This window comes from Rhodopseudomonas palustris (genome assembly GCF_003591005.1).
Taxonomy (GTDB): domain Bacteria; phylum Pseudomonadota; class Alphaproteobacteria; order Rhizobiales; family Xanthobacteraceae; genus Rhodopseudomonas; species Rhodopseudomonas palustris_K.
Map to the genome: position 1 here is coordinate 21,312 of NZ_QYYD01000025.1, position 23,629 is coordinate 44,940.

Below are 23,629 nucleotides of genomic sequence, written 5' to 3' on the forward strand. Positions count from 1 at the left end.
GCCCATGTCCGCAGCGACCATGTCCGCAGCGACCAAGCCCGCAGCGACCTCTGCTTTCGGCCTTCGTATCCGGCCTCTGGTTACCGCCCTCTGCCTCGGCGCGGCCGCCGCATTGATGACGGCGCCGGCGCAGGCCCGCGGCCCCGAAGGCATCGCCGACGTCGCCGAGAAGGTGATCGATGCGGTGGTCAACATCTCGACGACGCAGACCGTCGAGGCCAAGGGCTCCGGCGAGAGCAACAGCGCCAAGCCGAACCTGCCGCCGGGCTCGCCGTTCGAGGAGTTCTTCGACGACTTCTTCAAGAACCGCCGCGGCGGCAAGGAGGGCGGTGGCCCGCGCAAGACCAATTCGCTCGGCTCCGGCTTCATCATCGATCCGTCCGGCGTCGCGGTCACCAACAATCACGTCATCGCCGATTCCGACGAGATCAACGTGATCCTCAACGACGGCACCAAGATCAAGGCGGAGCTGGTCGGCGTCGACAAGAAGACCGATCTGGCGGTGCTGAAGTTCACGCCGCCGGCCGGCAAGACGCTGACCGCGGTTCAATTCGGCGACAGCGACAAGCTGCGGCTCGGCGAGTGGGTGGTGGCGATCGGCAACCCGTTCTCGCTCGGTGGCACGGTGACCGCCGGCATCGTCTCGGCGCGCAACCGCGACATCAATTCCGGGCCCTACGACAGCTACATCCAGACCGACGCCGCGATCAATCGCGGCAATTCCGGTGGACCGCTGTTCAACCTCAATGGCGAAGTGATCGGGGTCAACACGCTGATCATCTCGCCGTCAGGCGGCTCGATCGGCATCGGCTTCGCGGTGCCGTCGAAGACGGTGGTCGGTGTGGTCGATCAGCTGCGTCAGTTCGGCGAGCTGCGCCGCGGCTGGCTCGGCGTCCGCATCCAGCAGGTCACCGACGAAATCGCCGAGAGCCTCAACATCAAGCCGGCGCGCGGCGCGCTGGTTGCCGGCATCGACGACAAAGGCCCGGCCAAGCCGGCCGGCATCGAGCCGGGCGACGTCGTCGTCAAGTTCGACGGCAAGGACGTCAAGGAGCCGAAGGATCTATCGCGCGTCGTCGCCGACACCGCGGTCGGCAAGACCGTCGACGTGGTGATCATCCGCAAGGGCAAGGAAGAGACCAAGCAGGTCACGCTCGGCCGCCTCGACGACGGCGCCAAGCCGCAGCCGGTCTCGGCCAAGTCGCAGCCCGAAGCCGACAAGCCGGCGACCCAGAAGGCGCTCGGCCTCGATCTCGCCGCGCTGTCGAAGGACCTGCGCGGCCGATACAAGATCAAGGACAGCGTCAAGGGCGTGGTCGTGGTCGGCGTCGACAACGGCTCCGACGCCGCCGAGAAGCGGCTGGGTGCGGGCGACGTCATCGTCGAGGTCGCGCAGGAAGCGGTGACGAATGCCGCCGACATCAAGAAGCGCGTCGACCAGCTCAAGAAGGACGGCAAGAAGTCGGTGCTGCTGCTGGTCTCCAACGCCGAGGGCGAGCTGCGCTTCGTGGCGCTGAGCCTGCAATAGGGCGATGGCCAAGGCTGCCCGGCCCGCGCTCGCCGTCGATTTCGTCGGCGGCGCGACCGGCTACAAGCTGCGCACCGGCGCCGCGCGCAGCCATGCCCTGCTCAAGGCCACCGGCATGGCGCCGGGCCGTTCGCTGACGGTCATCGACGCCACCGCCGGCCTTGGCCGCGACGCCTTCCTGCTCGCCGCGATGGGCGCCACGGTCACGCTGATCGAGCGCTCGCCGCAGGTCCACGCGCTGCTCGCCGAAGCCCTCACGGCCGCGCGGGCGGAAAGCCCCGACCTCGCCGCCATCACCGCCCGCATGACCCTGCTGCACGGCGACGCCCGCGAACTGCTTCCCACCCTGCAAGCCGACGTCGTCACCGTCGACCCGATGCACCCCGAACGCACCAAGACCGCTCTGGTGAAACAGGAGATGCGGCTGCTGCGCGACATCGTCGGCACCGATCCGGACGTCACCGAGTTGATGCAGGCGGCGCTGGCGGCACGCTGCGGTCGCGTGGTGCTGAAGTGGCCATTGCGGGCGGAGCCGCTGCAGGGCGTGCGGAAGGCGTCGTATCAGATCGCCGGGAAGACGGTGCGGTATGATGTGTTCGTGCAGGTGAGAGAAGCGTCGGACGAGACCGCCGCGCAAGTCGCTGCTGCGCGATCTGTCGGGATAGATCCCGGATAGCTCCCCGCTGTTGCAATCAAGTCTCCGCCTCCACTGTCGACGACGCGTTGCTTGCAGCGCTGAAGTACGTGGACCCCGGAGCGACCTACGCTCCGTTCCTAACGGCGGGACAGTCAACGCGTCGAGGTGGCCCCCGAGCGGGCGTGTGATCGCGGGCCGCGATGGCTCGTTGGACCCCGGCTCGCGCGGCGCCCGTTGTGCGAAATATTCATCTGGTGATCCGAACTGTCGTTCTCCTGCATCATGGCTCGGCAGCGTGCTGTACAATTGCGCAAGCCATGATCGGCATCTGTGCACGGACTAGTTAGTTAGTATTGACATTCGTTCGTGATCAGGAGAGGCTTGCGGTAATAGTTGGAGGGAGAGCCGATGCCGGTTCGTCGAACGCGACGCAATGCTCGGCCGCTCGGTGTCGCTGATGCGGCCAATCCGTCAGCAACGTGAACGGAGAACATCGGGTGAAGTGATCGCCGCGCCGATCGACATCAGCAAGTTGGTACCGGCGGAATCCGAGTTGATTGAGCCGCAAATCGCCTGACGGAGACGGGTCTCGTGAACATCGCTGTCGCGCCGCCGACGACCACGCCCTATCTAGAGGTCGACAATCTCAGCAAGGTCTATGCGAGCGTCGACGGCCCGGTCCGCGCGCTCGACCGCGTCTCGTTGCAGCAGCGCCGCGGCGAGTTCGTGTCGATCGTCGGGCCGAGCGGCTGCGGCAAGAGCACGTTGCTGATGATCGCGGCCGGCCTGGCGTCGCGGTCGGAAGGGCGGGTGTTGGTCGAGGACAGGTTGATCGAAGCGCCGCGCACCGATCTCGGCATCGTGTTCCAGAACCACGTGCTTTTGGAATGGCGCACGGCGCTGCAAAACGTGATGCTGCAGGCGGTGGCCCGCAAGATGGACATGAAGGTCGCCGAGAAGCGCGCGCGCGAACTGCTCGCCGCCGTGGGGCTCGGCGGCTTCGAGAACAAGTATCCAGGCTCGCTGTCGGGCGGCATGAAACAGCGCGTCTCGATTTGCCGGGCGCTGATCCACGATCCGCCGCATCTGCTGATGGACGAGCCGTTCGGCGCGCTGGACTCGCTGACGCGGGACCAGCTGGTGCTCGACCTGCAGCGGATCCGCGCCGAGCGTTCGACCGCGGTGCTGTTCATCACTCACAGTATCGCCGAGGCCGTCTTCCTGTCCGACCGGGTCGTGGTAATGACGCCGCGGCCGGGAAAGATCGATCGCATCATCGACATCGACCTGCCGCGGCCGCGAACGCTGGCGATGCGGGAGTCCCCGGAGTTCGCACGCTACAGCCACGAGATCCTCGAGGTGTTTCTCGCGCGCGGCGTGATCAAGGAGTAGGGGACATGGCCGACATCGCGACGGGCGCTGCGCTCTCCATCGAGCAGATCGAGCAGCGGGTTCAGGAACAGACCCGGGCGAAGCGTAAGCGCGACCGCCGCGCCGAGCTGATCTACCCGGTCCTGACCGGCATCCTGCTGCTGGTGATCTGGGAGGTCGCGACCCGAGGGTTTCGCGTGCCGGTCTATTTGTTTCCGCCGCCGAGCGTCGTGCTGCAGGCCACCATCGAGAACTGGGATCTGCTGCTGCGTGAGAGCTGGATCACCTCCGTCGAGATTCTCGCAGGCTACGCCGTCAGCATCATCGTCGGCATTCCGCTCGCCTTCGCCATCTTCCGATGGCCGGTGTTCTCAAAGTCGATCTACCCGCTGCTGATCTCGTCGCAGGCGATGCCGAAGGTGGCGGTGGCGCCGCTGTTCGTGATCTGGTTCGGCTTCGGGCTGGTTCCGAAGGTGTTGATCGCCTTCCTGATCGCGTTTTTTCCGATCGTGATCAACACGGTGATGGGGCTCGCCGCGATCGAACGCGAGAAGATCTATCTGGCGCAGTCGATGGGGCTGTCGTCGTTCGATACTTTCAGGCTGATCCGGCTGCCGAACGCTTTGCCGTCGATCTTCGCGGGGCTGAAGATCTCCATCACGCTGGCGGTCGTCGGCGCGGTGGTCGGCGAATTCGTCGGCGGCGACGGCGGGCTCGGCTATCAGTTGATGGTCGCCAATGGCAGTATGAACACGCCGCTGCTGTTCGCAGGTCTGGTGGCGTTAACGGTGCTCGGCGTGTTCTTCTTCTGGATCGTCGAGGTCGTCGAGCGGCTGTGCATGCCGCATCAGGAGAAGATCTCGCCGCCGACGGTGTGACCGGTCCGCGTGCAGGCGACGGCGAGGGCAGGTGACAAGTCGGCGGCCGGGCGCGAGCGATCGGAATCGCTTGTCGGTTCGTCGACCTGTTCCAGTCAGCGCCGGCAGATCGGCTCTGGTTCCAAGCCGCGTCCGGCGCTAATGCTACCCGGTCATTGCTCCGCATCTGAAAGTCATTGCATGGCCGATATCTCCACGTCCGCCCGGACGACCAAGCCCCGCAAGTCCGCGCCGGCAACCGCCAAGGCAAAGGCCCCGCGCAAGGTGGCCGGCGGGCGCGCGAAGGCGGTTAACAGCGCCGGCAACGGCCAGATCGCCACACGGCAGCGCATTCTGAACATCGCCACCAAGGAATTTTCCGCGAAGGGCTACGACGGAGCTCGGGTCGACGACATCATGCGCCTCGCGAAGGTCAGCAAGAACCTGATCTACCATTACTTCGGTAGCAAGGAGGGGCTGTTCATCGCGGTGCTCGAGTCGGCCTATGAGGGCATGCATGCCTACCAGACCGCATGGCCGCTGGAGGTCGCCTCGCCGGTGGACGGCGTTCGCAAGCTGGTCCAATCCACCTTCAAATACTGGCACGATTCGCCCGAGTTCATCGGCCTCTTGAACTCCGAGAACTTCCACAAGGGGCGTCATCTGCGGAAATCGAAGGTGACCAAGGCCGGCTATTCGGGATTGCTGGCGAATATCAGCGAACTGTTGAAGCAGGGCGAGCGCTCCGGCGATTTCCGTCGCGACGTGGATCCGGTCGAGCTCTACATTTCGATCTCGGCGCTGGCCTATCACTTCCTGTCCAACCGTTACACGCTCGCTTATCTGCTCGACCGCAAGCTGTCGACCGAAGAGGACATGAAGGCGCGCACCGCGCATATCGAGGATCTGATCCTCGGCTACCTGCGCTTTGGAGCCCCCAATTCGGCCGCCAACAAGTAACAACATGGCCTGCCGCTTCGGAAAACGTCTTGACTAACTGGTCAGTATCCTGAATGTTTTGCAGCGGGTGAGCACCGGCTATCGTGCTGGCCGATGGTCTTCGCAATCGGGAGTCCTGCTTGGCGTCCACCACCGCGCTGCTTCGCACCGTCGCCGACAAAGTCGATCCGCAGCATTGCGCGCTGCTGGTGATCGACGTGCAGAACGATTTCGCCGCACCCGGCGGTTTCTTCGATCAGATCGGCGCCGACCTGAAAGTGGTCCAGCAGGAGCGCGTTCCCAATCTGATGCGGCTGATCGGGGCCGCTCGCGACGCGGGGGTGCTGGTGATCTTCGTCCAGGCGATTTACGATCCCGAGCATCTGTCGGACGCGATGCGCGAGCGCAACGCGCGGATCGGCAGCGAGTTGCCCCGCTGCCGCAGCGGCTCGTGGGGCGCCGAATTCTACCGCGTCGCGCCGGAGCCCGGCGAGCCCGTGGTGATCAAACATCGCTACAGCGCCATGGTCGGGCCGGAACTGCCGGAGCTGTTGCGCGAGCGCGGCATCCGCAGCCTGCTGCTCACCGGCATCGCCACCGACACTTGCGTCGAGTCCGCCGGTCGCGACGCGTATTTTCGCGATTACTACGTGACGCTGGTCGGCGATTGCTGCGGGGCTGCCACTGATGAGGATCATCGCGGCGCGCTGAAGCGCTTCCATCGCGACTACGGACCGGTGGTCGACGCCGACGAGGTGATCTCGGCCTGGCGATCGACGGTCGCCGCGGCGGCGAAGTCCGCCTGATGGACCTGTATCGCGACCTTTTTGCTCACGGCCTGTTCCGGATGTCGGCCGATCGGAGCCACGCGTTTGCGCACACCGCGCTGCGTCGCGCCGCCCCCTGGCGGCTGCTCGCAGCGGCTGCCGATCTGCGCGTCGACGATCCACGGCTTGTCACGCGCTTTGCGGGCGTCGATCTGCCCAATCCGGTTGGCCTGGCGGCTGGCTTCGACAAGGATGCCGACCTGGTCCCGGCGCTGTCCTGCCTCGGCTTCGGATTCGTCTGTGTCGGCTCGATCATGCCGGAGCCGCGTATCGGAAATCCATTTCCGCGATTGATGCGCCGTCGCGGCACCGAGTCGATCGTCGACTCGATGGGGGTGCCGAGCAAGGGCAGGGCCTACGCGGTCGAGCAGCTGCGCCGTCTTGGCGCGCGCGCTGTACCGGTCATTGCGAATGTCGGGGGCTTCTCGGCGGACGCGATCGCAGCGGGCGTGAACGAAGTCGCTCCTTATGTCGACCTGGTCGAACTCAGCCTGATGTGCCCGAACGTGCTGCGCGAAGGCGAGGTGTTCGACGAGATCGGCATGCTGCGCGGCGTGCTCGCGCGCATCGAGGGCCGCGCAGGATCGATCGTGGTACGCGTGCCGAACGACACCAAGAGACTGCCCGACCGGTTCGCCGAACTGATCGAATTGTGTATCGAGGCCGGCGTCGGCGGCATCAAGGTCGGCGGTGGCCGACGCATCCCAGAGCCGGGACTTGGAACAGGTGCCGGCACCCTGCATGGCCGCGAAATCTTCGACGCGGCACTGATGAATGTCGAGCGCGCCGCGGAGTTCGCGCGCGGCCGCCTGTCGATCAAGGGCAATGGCGGCATCAGTTCCGCCGCCGACGTGCTGGCGATGCGGAGCGCGGGCGCGACCTGCGTCGACCTTTATTCGGCCTTCGTGTTCCGCGGCTGGACCATCGCGCGCGATATCAACCGCGAACTGGCGCCGGTCTGGGCCGCTACGACGTCGACCGCGGCGCCGGCCTTCGGATCGCAGCTCCAGAGCATGGCATGATCGTCGAGACCAACGTCATCATCCCGGTGAGCGATGGACACGGCCTGCGTGCCAATGTTTTTCGTCCCGCGGAGGGCGGGCCGCATCCGGTGCTGATGTCGCTTGGCATCTACGGCAAGGATATCCATTTCGCCGATGGCTATGAGCTGCCCTGGAAGAAGTTGCAGACGCTCAATCCTGCGATCATCGACGAGGGGTCGAGCGGACGCTATCTGCGATGGGAGAAGATCGACCCCGAGCGCTGGGTGCCGGACGGCTACGTGGTGATCGCGGTCGACGGTCGCGGCAGCGGGCAGTCACCGGGCTATCTCGATCCGTTCTCACCGCGCGAGACGCAGGATTACTACGACGCGATCGAATGGGCCGCGGCGCAGCCGTGGTCGAGCGGCAAGGTCGGGCTGATCGGCATTTCCTATCTGTCGATCAAACAGTGGCAGGTCGCCGCACTGCGGCCGCCGCATCTCGCCGCGATCTGCCCATGGGAGGGCGGCAGCGATCTGTATCGCGACTGGAGCCACCACGGCGGCATCTTGAGTAACTCGTTTCCGACGGCGTGGCTGCCGCGGCAGGTGCTGCCCAATCAGCACGGCAACGCGCAGACGCATCATCGCGATCGCGAGACCGGCCAAACGACCACGGGGCCGGCGCTGAGCGACGATCTGCTGCACGCCAATCGGGCCGACCACGTCGGCGATCTGTTACAACACCCGCTCGACGATGCGTGGTACCGGCAGCGCTCGCCTGAGCTTGGCCGCATCGAGGTGCCGCTGTTCTCAGCTGGCAATTGGGGCGGCTGCGGGCTGCATTTGCGCGGCAACATCGAAGGCTTCTGCCGCGCCGGCGCCAAGGACAAATGGCTCCACATGCACATCGGTACGCATTTCGAGAGCTTTTATCTGCCGGCCTACATTGCGCGCCAGAAGCGGTTTTTCGCGCATTTCCTCAAGGGCGAGGCGAACGGGTGGGACCGCGAGCCGCCGATCCGGCTCGAGATCCGCAGTCCGGACGGCGCGGTCGCGCGCGACGAGACGGAATGGCCGCTCGCCCGCACCGATTGGCAGCGGCACTATCTCGACGCGGCCGCTCAGAGCTTGTCGACCGATGCGCCCATCGCGGCGGCATCCGCCACCTTCATTGCGATGGGCGACGGTCTCAGTTTCCTGACAGCGCCGTTCGCGGAGGCGACCGAGTTCACCGGTCCGGTGACCGCCAGGCTGTGGATCGCATCGTCGACCACAGACGCCGACATCTTCGCGACGCTGCGGTTGTTCGCACCGGATGGCAGCGAAGTGGTGTTCGCCGGCGCCAGCGACATCGAGCCGGTGGCGCGCGGCTGGCTGCGCGCGTCGCATCGCAAACTCGATGCTGCGATGTCGACGACGGTGCGGCCATATCACAGCCACGACGAGATCCAGAAGCTCGAGCCGGGCCAGCCTTATCTGCTCGACGTCGAGATCTGGCCGACCAGCATCGTCTGCCCGGCGGGCTATCGGCTGGCGTTGACGCTGCAGGGCCGCGATTACGAGGCGGCCGGCGTGTCGGGGCGCATCCTGCACAATCACGAGCACGACCGGCCGCGCGCCGAATTCGACGGCCGCACCACGATCTTCACGGGCCCTGGCCACGAGTCCCATCTGCTGCTGCCGCACATCCCGTCGCAGCCCGGAGCCACGCCATGAAGATGCCGCCGTTCGACTACGCCTGTCCGACCACGCTGGACGAGGCGGTGCAACTGCTTGCCGCCAACGACGGCGCCAAGGTGCTGTCCGGCGGGCAGAGCCTGCTGCCGCTGTTGGCGTTCCGCATGGCGTACCCGCCGTTGCTGGTCGACATCCAGAAGCTGCCCGGCATCGACGCGATCGAGGTGACCGCGGACGGCCTGCGCGTCGGCGCGCGCGTGCGCTGGTGCCAGATCGAGCAGGACCAGCGGCTGTCGACCGCGCATCCGCTGTTCCAAGCGATGATCGATCACGTCGCGCACTACCAGATCCGCAACCGCGGCACCGTCGGTGGCAGTCTCGCCCATGCCGACCCGTCGGCGGAAATGCCAGGCTTGGCCCGGGTGTGCGACTGCGAGATCGTCGCGGTCGGCAAGGACGGGCCGCGGGCCATCAAGGCCGCGGATTTCTTCGTTGCCGCGCTTCAGACCGCGCTGGCGCCGGACGAGATCATCACGGAGGTTCGGTTTCCGCCGTGGCGCCCGGGTCGGCGCTGGGCGTTTCACGAATTCGCGCGGCGCAAGGGCGACTTCGCCATGGCCGGCGTGGCGGTGTTCTTCGATGTCGACGCAGCCGGCCGGATCGTCGATCCACACGTCGGAGCGATCGGCGCGGGCGACACGCCGCTGCGGCTCACCGGGGTTGAACAAGCGCTTGCTGGGCGCATCCTCGACGACGATCTGATTGCGCGTGCGCGCACGCTGGCGTCGGAGTCAGTCGAGCCTTCCGCCGACATCCACGCATCGGCCGACTATCGCAAATCCCTGATCGGGACGCTGACTGCGCGCGCGCTCCGCGACGCCGGCGCGCGTAAGGAGAGCTTCGTTGAAAACGCGGGTTGAATTCGAACTGAACGGCGCGCCGGTCGCGGCCGAGATCGAGCCGCGACTGACGCTCGGCGATTGCATCCGCCACGAGCTCGGCAAGACCGGGACCCATATCGGCTGCGAGCACGGCGTCTGCGGGGCGTGTACGATCATTATCGACGGCGAAGCGGTGCGGTCGTGTCTGACGCTCGGCGTTCAGGTCGCCGGCAAGTCGGTGATGACGATCGAAGGCCTCGCGGAGGGCGAGAAACTCGGGCCGTTGCAGGCATCGTTCCAGAAGCATCACGGCCTGCAATGCGGCTTCTGCACGCCGGGCTTTCTGATGACGGCGCACGCGCTGCTGACGCGCGAGCCGGATGCCGACGAAGAGCGCATCCGGGAGGTGCTGTCCGGCAATGTCTGTCGCTGCACCGGCTATCTGTCGATCATCAAGGCGGTGATGGACGCGCGCCCCGCGTATCAGCGTAGTCAGGGAGGCCGGTCGTGAACGTGCGCGCGCCGCTCGTCGGCCAGCCGATCCAGCGCGTCGAGGATCCGAAGCTGCTGCGCGGTCTCGGCAGCTTCGTCGACGACATTCATCGCCACGGCATGCTGCACGCCGCGATCCTGCGAAGTTCGGTCGCACACGGCGTGATCCGCCGGATCGACGCCGCCGCCGCGCGCGCGATGCCCGGCGTCCACGCAGTCTACACCGCCGAGGACATCGGCGTGGTGCCGCGAATTCCGGTGCGGCTGTTCCCGAACGAGGCGATGGAGCCGTTTCGTCAGCCGGTGATCGCAGACGGCAAAGTCCGCTTTGTCGGCGAACCGATCGCGATCGTGATCGCCGACAGTCCGGCGCTGGCCGAAGACGCGCTCGAACTGATCGAGACGGACATCGACGCGCTGCCGGCCGTCACCAAGCTCGAAGATGAAGCAGTGCACCAAGCCGTGCTGTTCGAGGCGCACGGCTCCAACCAGGTGTTCGACTACGAGGTCGCGCGTGACGAGATCGGCGACACGTTCGAGACCGCGCCCTACACCAGGCGCGAGCGGCTCTACGTGCACCGCCACACCGGCATCACCATGGAGACCCGCGGCGTGGTCTCGGAGTGGGACGCCGCGGCCGGCCGGATGACGTCGTGGGGCGCCACCAAGGTGCCGTTCGCGAACCGCAAGATTCTCGCCGAAATGCTCGGCCTGCCCGAAGAGCAGGTGGTGATGATCGAGGGCAATGCCGGCGGCAGTTTCGGCGTCCGCGGCGAATTCTTTCCCGAGGACTTTCTCATCCCGTTCGCCGCGCGCCGTTTGGGCCGGCCGGTGAAGTGGATCGAGGACCGCCGCGAGCATCTGCTGGCCGTGACGCATTCGCGCGACGTCGGCGCCGATGTCGAGATCGCGTGCGAGCTCGACGGTCGCATCCTCGCGATCCGCGCCCGGATGCAGATGAATATCGGGGCGTATTTCCGCACCTCGACGACGATCGCGCCGCGCAATGTCGGGCAGTTCCTGCCGGGCGCTTATCGCGTGCCGCGTTATCGCGCCGACGTGTCGGTGATGGCCTCCAACAAGTCGCCGGCCGGCACGTATCGAGGCCCTGGACGGTTCGAATCGGACTTCTTTCGCGAGCGGATGTTCGACCTTGCCGCCGACGACCTCGGCATCGACCGTGTCGAATTCCGCCGCCGCAATCTGCTGAAGCCGGAAGAATTGCCGTTGGCATTTCCGGCGATCAGCCCAAACCCGGTCGTCACCGAGCTCGATAGTGGAGCATACGAAAAGGTGCTGGATCTCTGCCTCGCCAAGGCGGGCTGGGCCGACAAGCAGCATCTGCAGGGCCGGCTGATCGACGGCCGATATCACGGCCTCGCGGTCGGCTGTTTTGTGGAGGGCGGTGCCGCGGGCCCGCGCGAGAGCGCGCGCATGGTGCTGGAAGCCGACGGCACGATCTCGCTCTATGTCGCTCATCCGCCGTCGGTCAGGGCGTCGAGACCATCCTGATGCAGATCGCGGCCGATGCGATGGAGCTACCGCTCGACGCGATCCGGGTGTTCCACGGCTCGACAACTTACGTGAAGGAGGGCTGGGGTTCGTATCACTCGCGCTCCACCGTGATGGGCGGCAACGCCGTGCTGTTGGCAGCCGGGCAGATCAAGGCGCAGATGCTGGCGGCCGGCGCCGGCCTGCTGCAATGCGCCGAACAAGCAGTGAGTTATGGGGCCGGACGCGTTACGGCGGAGCACGGCGGTTCGGTCGGACTGAAGGAGCTCGCCGGCAAGGGCATCGCCTTCGAGGCGACGTTCCACAACAGCAAGCACACCTACACTTATGGCAGCCACGTCGCGCACGTCGCGGTCGATGCCGAAACCGGGCATGTCGAGATCGTCGACTACGTCGCGATCGAGGATGCCGGGCGCATCATCAATCCGCTGACGCTGCACGGCCAGGCGATCGGCTCGATCGTGCAGGGGATCGGCGGCGCGTTGCTCGAACACTTCGTCTACGACGATGACGGCCAGATGCTGTCCGGCTCGCTGGCAGACTATCTGGTTCCGCTCGCGACCGACTTCCCCAACATCCGCTCCTCATCGATAGAGCTATGCCCGTCGCCGAACCATCCGCTCGGCGCCAAGGGCGCTGGCGAGGGCGGCACCATTCCGGTCGGCGGCATCTTGGCGAATGCGGTCGCGGCGGCGCTGCGCGATTTCAGCGTTCAGCCCAAGTCGCTGCCGCTGTCGCCGGATCGGATCTGGCGATTGATCCAGGCTGCGGCGCATCCGGCGTAACGGAGCGCCGCCGCAATGCGCGACGGCCCGAGTATGACGTATCGCGGGCAGGATGACGCGCGTCTGCTGACCGCGTCAAACCCGTCGATGCCGATGCCTCGCCGGTGCGCAGCATGATGCGCAAAGTGCCCGACAGTGCCGCCAGGTTGAACAGACCAGTTAGTCAAATAGATTTGACTTTGAGGATCGCCGGACAATAATCGATCAACTAATCAAACGCGGGAGCGCACTATGTTCGCAGGGAAGATCACGCGGCGCGATTTGCTCAAGACCGGAGCCGCGGCCGCGGCCGTTTTGTCTTTGCCGGCGATCGTGCGGGCGCAATCGCTGAAGTCGTTGCGAGCCATCTCGCTGCAGACCGACTGGATCTACGGCGGACCGAATGCCGGCTTCCTGATGGCGAAGGAGAAAGGCTTCTTCGCCGACGAAGGCTTCGACGTCACGATCAATCAGGGCAAGGGCTCCGGCAACACGGCCCAGATCGTCGCCTCCAAGGCCGCGCAGTTCGGCTTTGCCGACGGTTACGTCGTCGGCAACACGGTGTCGAAGGGCGCCAAGCTGAAAATGGTCGCCGGCATCTACCGGCGCAATCCATGTGCGGTGCTGGTGCTCGACGAATCCGATATCAGACAGCCGAAGGACCTCACCGGCAAGACGGTCGGCATCACCACGGGCTCGGCGCAGTTTCAGCAGTTTCCGGCGTTCCTGCGGAATTCCGGTATCGATCCGGCTTCGGTGCGCGTGGTCAATGTCGACGGCTCCGGCGCCGGTCCTGCGCTGATCAACGGACAGGTCGCGGCGATCGCCGGGTTCGCCCAGGGCTACATCCCGTCGATCGAAATTCGCGGCAAGAAGACCGTGCGGCCATTTTGGTACTCCGACGCCGGAGTCAATTGCATGAGCAACGGACTCATCGTGCACGAGGACATGCTCTCCGAGCCGGACGTCGTGCGCGGCATGGCGCGTGCCACGGTCAAGGGCTTCCTGCAGGGCCGCGCCAACCCGAACGAACTGACGCAGGTCGTGAAGAAATATCTCGACGCGACCGATCCGGCGATCACGCTGCGTGAAGCGCAACTGTCATGGAGCACCTGGGTGACGCCGACTTCCGCAAACAAGCCGCTCGGCTGGATGCCTCCAGAGGACTGGGCCTCGACGGTGGCCGTGTTGAAAGCCAGCGGAGGCGTCACTACGCCACTGGAGCCGGGCTCGCTCTACACCAACGACTACGTGCCGGAAGGCGCCGCGTTCGTGCCGCCGCAGAGCACCTGAAGAGGCATCGACTGGATGACGGCGGCTTGCGTATAAAGAAAGCCGGGTCGGTTGCGAACCGACCCGGCTGAACGATCCATCCCGCGGCGTCCAGCGCCGGGCGCCTCAGCCCTTCAGGTGCTGATCGCGGCGCTTGTACAACTCGTCGTCCGCATAACCCATCGTCTCGGGCTTGCCGCGGCCGATCATCACCTGGAAGTACACCGGCTCGAGGCTGTCGTTCTGATAGCCGTGGATCACGCCGGCCGGGCAGGAGATGCATTCCCACGGTCCGAGGCGGCGGGTGATGCGGCGCCCGGTCTCGTCCTCGACGAACACGTCGAGGTGACCCTGCAGCACGAAGAAGACTTCCTCGGCCTCGTGCGTGTGCGGCGCGTTGCCCTGACCGGGCGGAACGAACATGATCGACAGCGTGAAATTGCCTGCCGGAATCACCGTCGCGTCGTTGTACTTGCCGGAGCCGCCGGCACCGATGAAACGGTGCTGGGCGCGCTTGTAACCCTCGATCTTGGCGTCCTCGAAGGCAGCCCAATCGGCCCTGCGGTCGGCGTAGCGCGCCACATAACGCTCGATGATTTCGTCGATCGAAACGCCTTCGAGCTCCTTCGGGCGTGCGTGTCTCGCCGTGGCCATGTCAAATTCCTCCAGAACCGTTCCACCAGCAGTGCAGTTGAATATGGGTAGTTCGTGTTGACTATCTAGTCAATTAATTTCGCGTCGTTGCACGCTCTCGGGTTCATTCAAGATGCGTCGGTGAAACCTGCGCAGCGGCTCACACCACGATCAGGCCGGCGCGCTTCTTGATGCTGTGGACGAGGCTGTAGGGCGCCAGCATCGACGTCTTTGGATTGGCCGGCAGCGTAGTCGAACGCGTCGTCGTCGTGATCTCGCCGAATGCACCGCGGGCGACAAAGGAGTGCGTGTTGCCGTTCGCAGCGGGATCGACAACGAGGCTCACCTGCGTGCGCTCGAAGCCGAGACCGGCGAGGGCGAGTGCTGCGACCACGTTGGCGTTCTGCGGGAACTGCAGCGCCGCGGTGCGCGCGTCGCATTCGAGAAACGTTGTAGCCGAGGTGATCGATTTCAGGTCCACCATGTTCTCCGCGGGCGTGTGGCTCCACGCCGCCGGGGATTTTCTGCCGACATAAGACACCGACTCCAGACCTGCTTCGCGGGCCGTGCTCAGCGCGTCGAGGCCGCCCAGCGCCCCGGCTGCGATCAGCAGACGACCTCCGGCTCGTGCGGCTGTTCGCAATCGTTGCTCGAGCGCAGGATCGGCGAGGGCACCGACCGAAACCACCAGCAGATCGGCGCCTGCGCGGAGAGTCGTCTCGCCACTCTCAGACAAAGCGCCATGGCCGGCGCATTCGACCACAAGTTCAGGGCGGGTTGCCAGCAGCGCATCGAGATCGTCGACGATGCGGTCGTTGCGATCGGCCGGCGCCGGCACCGAATAGATCGCGGTAATCTCGATGTCCGGAACGGCGTCGAGCTGCTCGATCAAGAACCTTCCGATGGCTCCGTAGCCGATCACGGCGATCTTCACTGCCGACCTCGATCCAATGAATATGTTGCGACTTTCGTCGATCGACGAATGTTGACTGAATGGTCAACATGATGTCAAGTCGAGGGATATTCCCAAGCCGCTGGCCAGGCGACGCCGGCGACGCCGGCGGCGCAGGCTTTCAACACTTCATTCGGCGAACGGGGCCATATGCAAGCTGACACGGACGGTCAATTCGTTGTTCACAATCCCTGGACGGCCGAGGTCGCGTTCGAGGTCACCTCCACCGGCGAAACCCGTGTCGATGCGATCGCGCGTGAAGCGAAAGCGTCGTTTTATCAGTACCTGAAGACCCCGGGACATCGTCGGGCGGAGTGGATTCAGGGCGCAGCCGCCGCTTTGGAGCGGGCCCGGGGCGAGATCGTCGAGGCGATGATCGCGCACATCGGCAAGCCGCGCAAAGCTGCTGAGATGGAGGTTAAGCGCAGTGTTGCGTTTATCACCGCCTGTGCGCAGCATCTGCATACGCTGGGTGGCCAGCTGCTTCCGCTCGACATGGTACCGGCCGGCGCCGGCTCGATCGGCTTCGCGCGGCGTGTGCCGTACGGCGTCGTCGCTGCGGTGACGCCTTTCAACGCGCCGTCCAACCTGCTGGTGCAGAAACTCGCGCCGGCGCTGGCCACCGGCAACGCGGTGCTCATCAAGCCTTCGCTGGAGGGAACGCGGATCGCCGAAATGATCGCGCAGGCGTTCATTGCCGGTGGCGTGCCGGAGGGGCTGGTCCGCGTCGTGACGGGCGATCGCGCCGAAGCGCTGGCGCTGGCGGCGCATCGCGACGTGGATCTCGTGACGCTCACCGGCGGAACCGCGGCCGGCGACGCGCTGGCGCGTGCGGCCGGCGCCAAGCGCTTTCTCGGCGAACTCGGCGGCAATTCGCCCAACATCGTCGCGGCCGATGCCGACATCGAGGATGCGGTGAAGCGCATCGTGCCGTCGTCGTTCGAGGCGAGTGGCCAGCAATGCATCTCGACGCAGCGGATCATCGTCGAAGCACCGGTGTTCGACCGCTTCCTCGATCTTTTCGTCGAGGCGACCAAGCGACTCAAGATCGGCGATCCTGCCGGGGCGGAGACCGACCTCGGTCCCGTGGTGTCGCGCAGATCCGCCGACCGGATTGCGGCGATGATCGACGATGCGCGCGCGCTCGGCGCCCGTGTCATCAGTTGCGGCGAACGCCGCGATTGCGTCATCCCGCCGACCATCGTGGTCGAGCCGCCCGCGGCGGCCCGGCTGATCCGCGAGGAGGTGTTCGGACCGGTGGTTGTGGTGCTACGCGCCGCCGATGTCGACGACGCAATCCGCATCGCCAATGATTGCGAGTTCGGTCTGCAGGGGTCGTGCTTCACGACCAGCCTCGCGACGGCGTTGCGGGTCTCGGACGAAGTGCGCGTCGGATCGCTGTGGATCAACGAAGCCAGTCGCTTTCGCCTCGACAACTATCCGTTCGGTGGCATGGGCCGCTCGGGCGTCGGCCGCGAGGGCCTGCCTTATGCGCTGGAGGAATACACCCAGCTCAAATTCACCGGCATGCGTGGTGTGTAGTCCGCGCTGATGGCGCACCGACGGTTCAGCCCGCGGTGCGGATGAACTCCAGGCAGGCTCGGCCGAGCGCGTCGTCGGCAGTGTTGAACTGGCCGATGATCGAGGTGTGATTGTGGTCCTTCAGCCACATGAACGGCGGGGCCTTCCGCTTGGCCGCGGCGAGTTTGTAGGCGAGCTCGAAGCAATATACGTCGATCAGTGGATTTTCGAATTCCGCGCAGGCGATGAAGGTCGGCGGACTGTCGGTATCGACGTGACTGACCGGCGATACGTCCTCGTGGACCGTGGCATCGTGGCCGTAATATTCGGCGACGCGCAGCGCGTTCGGATTGTGCGCATGGCCATCGGCGCGGACGCGGCCGCTGATGATCAGCACGCCCGCGAGGCCGTGCCCGTTATCGGCTTGGTGGCGCCGGTCGAACGCATAGCTGCCGACATGGGCGCCGCCTGCCGAATGGCCCATCAGGAAGATACGGTCGGCATCGACGCCGAGCTCCTTGGCATTGGCGCGCATCCAGGTCAGCACTTTGGCGATGTCGCGCGTCGCCTCCGGATAGCGTGCTTCGGGCGCCAGCCGATAGCCGGCATTGATGCCGACGATGCCGTGCCGCGCGAAGTAATACAGAACGTTGGCGTAGATCTCGCTGGTGCGGTCCCGCCGTCCTTCCGTAAATGCCCCGCCGTGCACGAAGATCAGGCCCGGTCGTCCGGTCTGTGGCCCTGACTGCGGGCGGTAGACGTCGAAGGCCTGGCGCTCGTGCGGCCCATAGGCGATGTTGGTCTCGACGTCGACGCCGTGCTTCGGCGCGTGCTTCAGCAGCTTGCTGAACTCGTCGATCATCAGCTTGATATGGCCCTTGGTATCCGTCGCCCATTTGGGGCCGATCTCTGCCATGAGCGCGCGCAGCTCGGCGGGGATCTCGGGTGGCGTCAGGTTCGGCATGGTCAATCCGCTGTCACAGCTTGAGCAGGCGGCTCGCATTGCCGCCGATCAGCTTGCGTTTGTCGGCGGGGGCGATCTGCAGCTGCTCGATCCAATCCGTGCCGTCACGATTGAGCACATAGGGATAGTCCACCGCGAACATGATGCGGTCGATGCCGAGTTCCAGCATCGTGCAGATCAGCGCCGGCGTCGAGAAGAAGCCGCTCGTGGTGACGTGGAAATGCTCACAGAACTGCTTGCGGAAGTCGAGCGGCGTCTGGCCGGGGCGCGCCAGCGCCTGGTTGATCCGCCACAGCAGAAAGGGCAGGGTCTCACCGAGATGACCGAGGATGATCTGCAGCCGGGGATAGCTTTCCAGCGCGCGGCTGAGGATCAGACGGATCGCCATGGTCGCCGTCTCGACGGTGAACCCCCAGGCGGGCCGGATCACCGTTGGAAGTTCACGCGCGTAGTCGTCGTAATAGTGCCGCGTGACTTCGGCATGCGGCACCGACGGATGCAAATAGATCGGAACGTCCAGCTTTTCGGCGACCTCGAAGATCGGCCAGAACCGTTTATCGTCAATGAACAGGCCGTTGGTGAGGCCGTGGATCATCGCGCCCTTGAAGCCGAGATCGCGGACGCAGCGCTCGAGTTCGAGCGCTGCCGCCTCCGGCGTCGGCGTCGGCAGGGCGGCGAAGGCGGCGAACCGGTTCGGAAACCGCGCGCAGGCCTCCGCCAGCCGATCGTTGACGCGTCGCGTCAGCTCGGGCGCGACCTCCGGAGACAATTTTTGCGCGGCGGGCGCGCCGTGCGACAACACTTGAAGATCGATCCCGGCCTCGTCCATCGCCCGCAGCCGCACGTCGCCGAGTTCGGTCAGCAGATTGGCGAGTGGGGACGCGTTCTCGCCGGTTGGGAAATGGCTCACCATCTCCGGATCCCAATAGTGCTCCTCGATGGCGATCACTGGCGTTTCATGCTGCATCGGGGGCCTTCGCGTCTTCGTTGACAAGAGGGGACCGAAGTCGATTGACGGCATCGGCCTTCGATCATCGCAAGGTATTCAAGTGTTGACCGGGTAGTCAACATCCGACACACTACCCGTCTCGAGTAACCCGAGACGCGTAGGACCCGGGTTCGGTCGCTCATCCCGGTCGGAGATCTCATGAAGCCACCGGCATTCGACTATGCCTCTCCCAACACGATCGCGGAAGCCGTCGCGCTGCTCGGTTCACGCAAAGGCAATGCCAAGGTGCTGGCGGGCGGCCAAAGCCTGATGCCGATGTTGGCCTTTCGCCTCGCTGCTCCAGAGCTGCTGGTCGATCTGAAACGCCTAAAAGGTCTCGATCGGATCGAGATCGGCGACGACGGGGTTCGCCTCGGCGCCCGGGTGCGGTGGCGCGATATCGAGGCGGATCAGCGGCTGACGACTGCGCATCCGTTGCTGTGTGAAGGGATCAAGCACGTCGCGCATTATCAGATCCGCAATCGCGGCACTGTGGGCGGCTCGCTGGCGCACGCCGATCCATCGGCCGAAATGCCGGGCATCGCCGTTACCTGCGACGCCGAACTGACGATCGTTGGCGGCACGGGAACGCGCGTGGTCGCAGCCGGCGAGTTCTTTCTGGGTGCGCTGGAAACCTCTCTTGCACCCGACGAGATTATCACCGAGGTGCGGCTTCCGCCGTGGCCGGCCGGGCGACGCTGGGGTTTCCTGGAATTCGCGCGCCGCAAGGGCGACTTTGCAATGGCTGGGGTGGCGTTGCATTACGACATCGACGCCCAGGGGCGCATCGTCGACGCGCATGTCGGCGTGATCGGAGTCGCTGACCGGCCGCTGCGGCTGTCCGCGGTCGAGCGCGTGCTGAACGGCGGCGTGCTCGACGATGCGCTGATCGCTGCCGCGTCGACGGCACTGAGCCAATCAATCGATCCGCCCACCGACATCCACGCGCCCGGCGCCTATCGTGCATCGCTGGCAGCTACGCTGCTCACGCGCGCGCTCGGCAAATCCGCCGCTTAGGGAGTCCCGCATGCAGGTCCAATTCGAGCTCAACGGCGAGCGGGTCAGCGCAGAGGTGGAGCCGCGCACCACGCTCGCCGACTGCATCCGCAACGATTTCGGCCAGACCGGCACGCATCTCGCCTGCGAGCACGGCGTCTGCGGGGCCTGCACCATTCTGGTGAACGGCGAAGCCGTGCGCGCCTGCCTGATGCTCGCCGCGCAGGCGGACGGGGAGACCGTCACCACCGTCGAGGGGCTGTCCGGCGACGAACTGACGCCCTTGCAGAAGGCCTTCCGCAAGCACCACGCGCTGCAGTGCGGTTTCTGCACGCCCGGCTTCATCACCACAGCTCACGCGCTGCTGAGCAGCGAGCCGGATGCCAGCGAGGAGCGGGTCCGCGAGGTGCTGTCCGGCAATCTCTGCCGCTGCACCGGCTATGTGCAGATCGTCGAGGCGGTGATGGAGGCGCGCGCCGCCTATGCGGAGACGCGGCGATGAACATGATGAAGGTCGCGAACTCCTACATTGGTCGGCCGATGGAGCGTGTCGAGGATCTGCGCATGGTGCGTGGGCGCGGCACCTACGTGGCTGATGTCAACCGGCCGAACCAGCTTTACGCGGTCGTGCTGCGCAGTTCGGTGGCGCACGGCCGGATCAGGTCGATCGACGTGTCCGAGGCATTGGCGCTCGACGGCGTGCATCGCGTGCTGACCGCCGCGGACTTCGGCGCAGAGTTGCCGGTGATTCCGTTGCGCCTGCAGCCGCTGCCGGAGCTCGAGCCGTTTCATCAGCCGATGATCGCGTCCGACAAAGTCCGCTACGTCGGCGAGCCGGTGGCCGTGGTGATCGCCGACAGCGCGGCGATCGCGGAAGACGCGCTGGAGCGCATTGCTGTGGACATCGATCCGTTGCCGGCGATCGCGAACCGGCAGCAGGCCGAGGCGATGGAGGCGGTGCTGTTCGAACAGCACAAGTCGAACGTCGCGATCACCTGGAAGGCGTTTCGCGGCGACGCCGACGACGCGTTCAAGACGGCCGACTACGTGCGCCGCGACCGCTTCAAGATCCAGCGTCACGCGGCGATGTTCATGGAGCCGCGCGGCTTCGTCGCCGACTGGGACGCGGGTGCGGGCAAGCTCACGGTTTGGGGTGCGGCGAAGACGGCTTGGTACAACCGCCGTGTGCTCGCCGGAGCGCTCGGGCTGCCGCTTGACGCGGTGGATCTGATCGAGGTCGACGTCGGCGGCGGCTTCGGATCACGAGGCGAATTCTATCCGGAAGACTACCTGATCCCCGCGGCCGCCAAGATCGTCGGCCGGCCGGTCAAGTGGACCGAAGATCGCCGCGAACATATGATGAGCGCCAACCACGCGCGCGACATCGAATGCGACGTCGAGTTCGCGATGTCGAAGGACGGACGGTTCATCGGCCTGCGTGGGCAGATCTGGGCCGATATCGGCGCCTATGTCCGCACCAACGGCTCGGTCGGTCCGCGCAATGTCGCGCAGTACATGTCAGGGCCCTACGCGATCGAGCACATCGACCTGAAAAGCTCGATGCTGACCACCAACAAGACCCCGTCCGGGACCTATCGCGGGCCGGGGCGCTTCGAGACCGATTTCATCCGCGAGCGCATGATCGATCTGGCGGCGCGCGATCTGAAGATCGATCGCGTCGAGCTGCGCCGGCGCAACCTCGTGGCCGACGCCCAGATGCCTTACCCGTTGGCGTCGATCACCCCCTTCGACAGCTCCACCGAACTCGACAGCGGCGACTATCATGCGGTGTTCGATCGCTGCCTCGACGAATTCGGCTGGGCCGACAAGCAGCAGCTCAGCGGTCAGTTGATCGATGGCTACTATCACGGCCTCGCTGTCGGCAGCTTCATCGAGGGCGGCGCCGCGGGGCCCAAGGAAGAGGTGCGGCTGGTGCTGGAGCCCGGTGGTACGCTGACCGCCTATCTGGGCTCGTCCTCGGTCGGCCAAGGCCTCGAGACCATCATGGCGCAGATCGCTGCGGATGCGACCGAGATCGCCTACGACAAGATCACGATCCGCCACGGTTCGACCACCGACGTCAAGGATGGCTACGGCGCCTACCATTCGCGCTCGACCGTGATGGGCGGGTCGGCGATTTTGCTCGCCGCCGAAAAGCTCAAGCTGCTGATCCGGCAGACCGCCGCTGCCCGGTTCGACTGCGCGCCGGAACAGGTAGCGATCGACGGCGAGACCGTGCGCCATGATGGCAAGCATTTGTCGTTCGCCGATCTGGTAGAGGTTCCGCTCGAAGTCGAAGCCGAGTTCCTCAACAAGAAATACACCTGGGCTTATGGCACCCAGGCCGCGCACGTCGCGGTCGATCCCGGCACCGGGCACGTCAAGGTGCTCGACTACATGTCCGTGGAGGACGTCGGGCGGATGATCAACCCGTTGACGCTGCACGGGCAGGCGATCGGCTCGATCGTGCAGGGCCTTGGCGGAGCGTTTCTCGAGCATCTGGTCTATGACGACGAAGGCCAGTTGCTCACCGGCTCGTTCGCAGACTATCTGATGCCGACGGCCTCGGATTTTCCGAACATTCGCTCGATCACGCTGGAGCTGAAGCCGTGCCCGAACAATCCGCTCGGCGCCAAGGGCGCCGGCGAGGGCGGCCTGATCCCGGTCGGCGGAATCATGGCCAATGCGGTCGCGGATGCTCTGTCGCATCTCGGCGTGCAGCCGATGGAGCTGCCGCTGTCGCCGCCGCGGATCTGGCAAATGGTGCAGGACGCCAACGACTTGAACCGGGTAAAGCCCTAAGTCCGATTGATTTTTCCTCGAGGCGCAGCATAGTCGCGCATGGGCGAAGCGGCCGATTTGGGCCGTCGCCCGGCCATGGAGGATAACGGCTTGGCGCGGAGAAGCAGTGATCCGGCTCGCGTTCGCGAGAAGATACTCAAGCTTGCCATGGAGGAATTCGCCCGCACCGGCTTCGACGGTGCGCGCGTCGACCGGATCGCTGAGCGGTCCAAGGTCAGCAAGAACATGCTCTACTACTACTTCAAGTCGAAGGAGGGGCTGTTCGTCGCTGCGCTGGAGCGGATGTACGAGGAGGTGCGCGACCAGCAGCGCGAGCTGTCGGTGCGCGCCCACGATCCGATCATGGCGATGAAGCAACTCGTCGAACACACGTTCTCGGCCTTGGAGAGCAATCCGAACGCGATCCGGCTGATGAACGAGGAGAACAAGCAGCGCGGCCGCTTCCTGCGCAAATCCAAGCGGATCCGCGACCTTTACAACCCGCTGGTCGAGACCATCAGCTTCATTCTCGAACGCGGCCGGGCCGAAGGCGTGTTCAGGCCGGGACTGGATTCGGCTGTCGTCTACATGACACTGTCGTCGCTGTGCTATCACTATCTGTCTAACCGCTACACGCTCGAAATCGCGCTCGGCAAGGACCTCGACTCGGCGGCCTCGCGCAAAACCTGGGTCGAGCACGTCGGCGACATCGTGTTGATGTATTGCACGACCGAGAGGCCGGCCACCGCTGCGCCGAAGGCCGCTGCGACACGTCAGCGCGCAACATTCGACGCGGACGCTTAGTCCTTTTCGCGCACAGACAGCTTCTGCAACGCGCGCGCCGCCACGGCGTGCTCGCGACGCCCTGCGACTGCACGGCGTGCGAACTAGCAGCCGCTGCTCAGATTCAATGCAAGAATGCTACGTGCTTTCGATGTAGGACTTTTGACTAGACAAGCTATGAGAATGCCAGTTAACTGGATAGTCAACAACGAAGCTGCAGCACGAGAGTGAGCCGGTTTCGGTTCGGTCGGCTCCAGCACGTCGCAGGA

Annotated in this window: 23 protein-coding genes; 19 read left to right on the plus strand and 4 right to left on the minus strand. The window is 65.3% G+C overall.

Annotated elements, in window-relative coordinates:
- The first annotated feature begins 4 nt into the window (after positions 1-4).
- The 14 genes from D4Q52_RS20950 to D4Q52_RS21005 all read left to right on the plus strand — a co-directional run bounded on the left by D4Q52_RS20950 (position 5) and on the right by D4Q52_RS21005 (position 13,763).
- Positions 5-1,528 carry a Do family serine endopeptidase gene (locus D4Q52_RS20950; RefSeq protein WP_425328503.1) on the plus strand — a complete coding sequence of 508 codons (1,524 nt, stop codon included), beginning with the start codon at positions 5-7 and terminating at the stop codon, positions 1,526-1,528.
- Positions 1,529-1,532: 4 nt separating this feature from the next.
- Positions 1,533-2,204 (plus strand): class I SAM-dependent methyltransferase, encoded by a 672-nt coding sequence (locus D4Q52_RS20955; RefSeq protein ID WP_119858518.1) that lies wholly within the window; start codon positions 1,533-1,535, stop codon positions 2,202-2,204.
- A gap of 394 nt (positions 2,205-2,598) precedes the next feature.
- Positions 2,599-2,742, plus strand: a complete 144-nt coding sequence (locus tag D4Q52_RS26565; RefSeq protein WP_182915391.1) for a hypothetical protein — start codon at positions 2,599-2,601, stop codon at positions 2,740-2,742.
- A gap of 14 nt (positions 2,743-2,756) precedes the next feature.
- A complete protein-coding gene (locus D4Q52_RS20960; RefSeq protein WP_119858519.1) occupies positions 2,757-3,557 on the plus strand; it encodes an ABC transporter ATP-binding protein in 801 nt (266 codons plus the stop codon).
- A 5-nt stretch (positions 3,558-3,562) separates the two neighbouring features.
- Positions 3,563-4,414 (plus strand): ABC transporter permease, encoded by an 852-nt coding sequence (locus tag D4Q52_RS20965; protein ID WP_119858520.1) that lies wholly within the window; start codon positions 3,563-3,565, stop codon positions 4,412-4,414.
- Between the two features lie 9 nt (positions 4,415-4,423).
- Positions 4,424-5,353, plus strand: coding sequence for a TetR/AcrR family transcriptional regulator (locus tag D4Q52_RS20970; RefSeq protein ID WP_182915392.1), 930 nt, complete (start codon positions 4,424-4,426; stop codon positions 5,351-5,353).
- Between the two features lie 119 nt (positions 5,354-5,472).
- Positions 5,473-6,138 carry a cysteine hydrolase family protein gene (locus D4Q52_RS20975; protein WP_182915393.1) on the plus strand — a complete coding sequence of 222 codons (666 nt, stop codon included), beginning with the start codon at positions 5,473-5,475 and terminating at the stop codon, positions 6,136-6,138.
- A complete protein-coding gene (locus D4Q52_RS20980; RefSeq protein ID WP_119858523.1) occupies positions 6,138-7,181 on the plus strand; it encodes a hypothetical protein in 1,044 nt (347 codons plus the stop codon). The genes D4Q52_RS20975 and D4Q52_RS20980 overlap by 1 nt, the downstream gene beginning before the upstream one ends.
- The gene (locus tag D4Q52_RS20985; RefSeq protein ID WP_119858524.1) at positions 7,178-8,860 is read left to right on the plus strand and encodes a CocE/NonD family hydrolase; all 1,683 of its coding nucleotides are present in this window, start codon (positions 7,178-7,180) and stop codon (positions 8,858-8,860) included. The genes D4Q52_RS20980 and D4Q52_RS20985 overlap by 4 nt, the downstream gene beginning before the upstream one ends.
- Complete coding sequence (locus D4Q52_RS20990; protein WP_119858525.1) at positions 8,857-9,741, plus strand: FAD binding domain-containing protein; 885 nt, start codon at positions 8,857-8,859, stop codon at positions 9,739-9,741. The genes D4Q52_RS20985 and D4Q52_RS20990 overlap by 4 nt, the downstream gene beginning before the upstream one ends.
- Positions 9,725-10,213 (plus strand): (2Fe-2S)-binding protein, encoded by a 489-nt coding sequence (locus tag D4Q52_RS20995; RefSeq protein ID WP_119858526.1) that lies wholly within the window; start codon positions 9,725-9,727, stop codon positions 10,211-10,213. Before D4Q52_RS20990 ends, D4Q52_RS20995 begins: the two co-directional genes overlap by 17 nt.
- Entirely contained in the window at positions 10,210-11,706 is a 1,497-nt protein-coding gene (locus D4Q52_RS26930; protein ID WP_283805677.1) for a xanthine dehydrogenase family protein molybdopterin-binding subunit, read from the plus strand. The genes D4Q52_RS20995 and D4Q52_RS26930 overlap by 4 nt, the downstream gene beginning before the upstream one ends.
- Positions 11,706-12,491: a xanthine dehydrogenase family protein molybdopterin-binding subunit gene (locus tag D4Q52_RS26935; RefSeq protein ID WP_283805678.1), complete on the plus strand. Its 786-nt coding sequence runs from the start codon at positions 11,706-11,708 to the stop codon at positions 12,489-12,491. Before D4Q52_RS26930 ends, D4Q52_RS26935 begins: the two co-directional genes overlap by 1 nt.
- 231 nt (positions 12,492-12,722) lie before the next feature.
- The gene (locus D4Q52_RS21005; RefSeq protein ID WP_119858527.1) at positions 12,723-13,763 is read left to right on the plus strand and encodes an ABC transporter substrate-binding protein; all 1,041 of its coding nucleotides are present in this window, start codon (positions 12,723-12,725) and stop codon (positions 13,761-13,763) included.
- Between the two features lie 105 nt (positions 13,764-13,868).
- Here the strand turns inward: D4Q52_RS21005 and D4Q52_RS21010 are convergent, their stop codons facing one another.
- A complete protein-coding gene (locus D4Q52_RS21010) occupies positions 13,869-14,396 on the minus strand; it encodes a cupin domain-containing protein (protein WP_119858528.1) in 528 nt (175 codons plus the stop codon).
- 139 nt (positions 14,397-14,535) lie between these two features.
- The gene (locus D4Q52_RS21015; RefSeq protein WP_182915394.1) at positions 14,536-15,309 is read right to left on the minus strand and encodes an aspartate dehydrogenase; all 774 of its coding nucleotides are present in this window, start codon (positions 15,307-15,309) and stop codon (positions 14,536-14,538) included.
- Between the two features lie 168 nt (positions 15,310-15,477).
- Here D4Q52_RS21015 and D4Q52_RS21020 point away from each other — a divergent pair, with 168 nt between their 5' ends.
- A complete protein-coding gene (locus tag D4Q52_RS21020; RefSeq protein WP_119858530.1) occupies positions 15,478-16,869 on the plus strand; it encodes an aldehyde dehydrogenase family protein in 1,392 nt (463 codons plus the stop codon).
- Between the two features lie 25 nt (positions 16,870-16,894).
- Here D4Q52_RS21020 and D4Q52_RS21025 read toward each other — a convergent pair whose 3' ends face one another.
- A complete protein-coding gene (locus tag D4Q52_RS21025) occupies positions 16,895-17,812 on the minus strand; it encodes an alpha/beta hydrolase (RefSeq protein WP_182915395.1) in 918 nt (305 codons plus the stop codon).
- Between the two features lie 13 nt (positions 17,813-17,825).
- A complete protein-coding gene (locus D4Q52_RS21030) occupies positions 17,826-18,779 on the minus strand; it encodes an amidohydrolase family protein (protein WP_182915396.1) in 954 nt (317 codons plus the stop codon).
- A gap of 180 nt (positions 18,780-18,959) precedes the next feature.
- Here D4Q52_RS21030 and D4Q52_RS21035 point away from each other — a divergent pair, with 180 nt between their 5' ends.
- The 4 genes from D4Q52_RS21035 to D4Q52_RS21050 all read left to right on the plus strand — a co-directional run bounded on the left by D4Q52_RS21035 (position 18,960) and on the right by D4Q52_RS21050 (position 23,381).
- The gene (locus tag D4Q52_RS21035) at positions 18,960-19,817 is read left to right on the plus strand and encodes an FAD binding domain-containing protein (RefSeq protein ID WP_119858533.1); all 858 of its coding nucleotides are present in this window, start codon (positions 18,960-18,962) and stop codon (positions 19,815-19,817) included.
- 10 nt (positions 19,818-19,827) lie between these two features.
- Positions 19,828-20,298 carry a (2Fe-2S)-binding protein gene (locus D4Q52_RS21040; RefSeq protein WP_119858534.1) on the plus strand — a complete coding sequence of 157 codons (471 nt, stop codon included), beginning with the start codon at positions 19,828-19,830 and terminating at the stop codon, positions 20,296-20,298.
- On the plus strand, positions 20,295-22,598 hold the full coding sequence (locus D4Q52_RS21045) for a xanthine dehydrogenase family protein molybdopterin-binding subunit (RefSeq protein ID WP_119858535.1): 2,304 nt from the start codon (positions 20,295-20,297) through the stop codon (positions 22,596-22,598). Before D4Q52_RS21040 ends, D4Q52_RS21045 begins: the two co-directional genes overlap by 4 nt.
- A 75-nt stretch (positions 22,599-22,673) precedes the next feature.
- Entirely contained in the window at positions 22,674-23,381 is a 708-nt protein-coding gene (locus D4Q52_RS21050; RefSeq protein WP_283805679.1) for a TetR/AcrR family transcriptional regulator, read from the plus strand.
- Positions 23,382-23,629 lie beyond the last annotated feature (248 nt).

Coding starts and splice junctions, on each gene's coding strand:
- D4Q52_RS20990 (WP_119858525.1), top strand. CDS start 8,857: ATGAAGATGCCGCCGTTCGACTACGCCTGTCCGACCACGCTGGACGAG.
- D4Q52_RS21005 (WP_119858527.1), top strand. CDS start 12,723: ATGTTCGCAGGGAAGATCACGCGGCGCGATTTGCTCAAGACCGGAGCC.
- D4Q52_RS26935 (WP_283805678.1), top strand. CDS start 11,706: ATGCAGATCGCGGCCGATGCGATGGAGCTACCGCTCGACGCGATCCGG.
- D4Q52_RS21010 (WP_119858528.1), bottom strand. CDS start 14,396: ATGGCCACGGCGAGACACGCACGCCCGAAGGAGCTCGAAGGCGTTTCG.
- D4Q52_RS21035 (WP_119858533.1), top strand. CDS start 18,960: ATGAAGCCACCGGCATTCGACTATGCCTCTCCCAACACGATCGCGGAA.
- D4Q52_RS21030 (WP_182915396.1), bottom strand. CDS start 18,779: ATGCAGCATGAAACGCCAGTGATCGCCATCGAGGAGCACTATTGGGAT.
- D4Q52_RS20950 (WP_425328503.1), top strand. CDS start 5: ATGTCCGCAGCGACCATGTCCGCAGCGACCAAGCCCGCAGCGACCTCT.
- D4Q52_RS20985 (WP_119858524.1), top strand. CDS start 7,178: ATGATCGTCGAGACCAACGTCATCATCCCGGTGAGCGATGGACACGGC.
- D4Q52_RS21045 (WP_119858535.1), top strand. CDS start 20,295: ATGAACATGATGAAGGTCGCGAACTCCTACATTGGTCGGCCGATGGAG.
- D4Q52_RS26565 (WP_182915391.1), top strand. CDS start 2,599: ATGCTCGGCCGCTCGGTGTCGCTGATGCGGCCAATCCGTCAGCAACGT.
- D4Q52_RS20965 (WP_119858520.1), top strand. CDS start 3,563: ATGGCCGACATCGCGACGGGCGCTGCGCTCTCCATCGAGCAGATCGAG.
- D4Q52_RS21040 (WP_119858534.1), top strand. CDS start 19,828: ATGCAGGTCCAATTCGAGCTCAACGGCGAGCGGGTCAGCGCAGAGGTG.
- D4Q52_RS21020 (WP_119858530.1), top strand. CDS start 15,478: ATGCAAGCTGACACGGACGGTCAATTCGTTGTTCACAATCCCTGGACG.
- D4Q52_RS21050 (WP_283805679.1), top strand. CDS start 22,674: ATGGAGGATAACGGCTTGGCGCGGAGAAGCAGTGATCCGGCTCGCGTT.
- D4Q52_RS20955 (WP_119858518.1), top strand. CDS start 1,533: ATGGCCAAGGCTGCCCGGCCCGCGCTCGCCGTCGATTTCGTCGGCGGC.
- D4Q52_RS20980 (WP_119858523.1), top strand. CDS start 6,138: ATGGACCTGTATCGCGACCTTTTTGCTCACGGCCTGTTCCGGATGTCG.
- D4Q52_RS21025 (WP_182915395.1), bottom strand. CDS start 17,812: ATGCCGAACCTGACGCCACCCGAGATCCCCGCCGAGCTGCGCGCGCTC.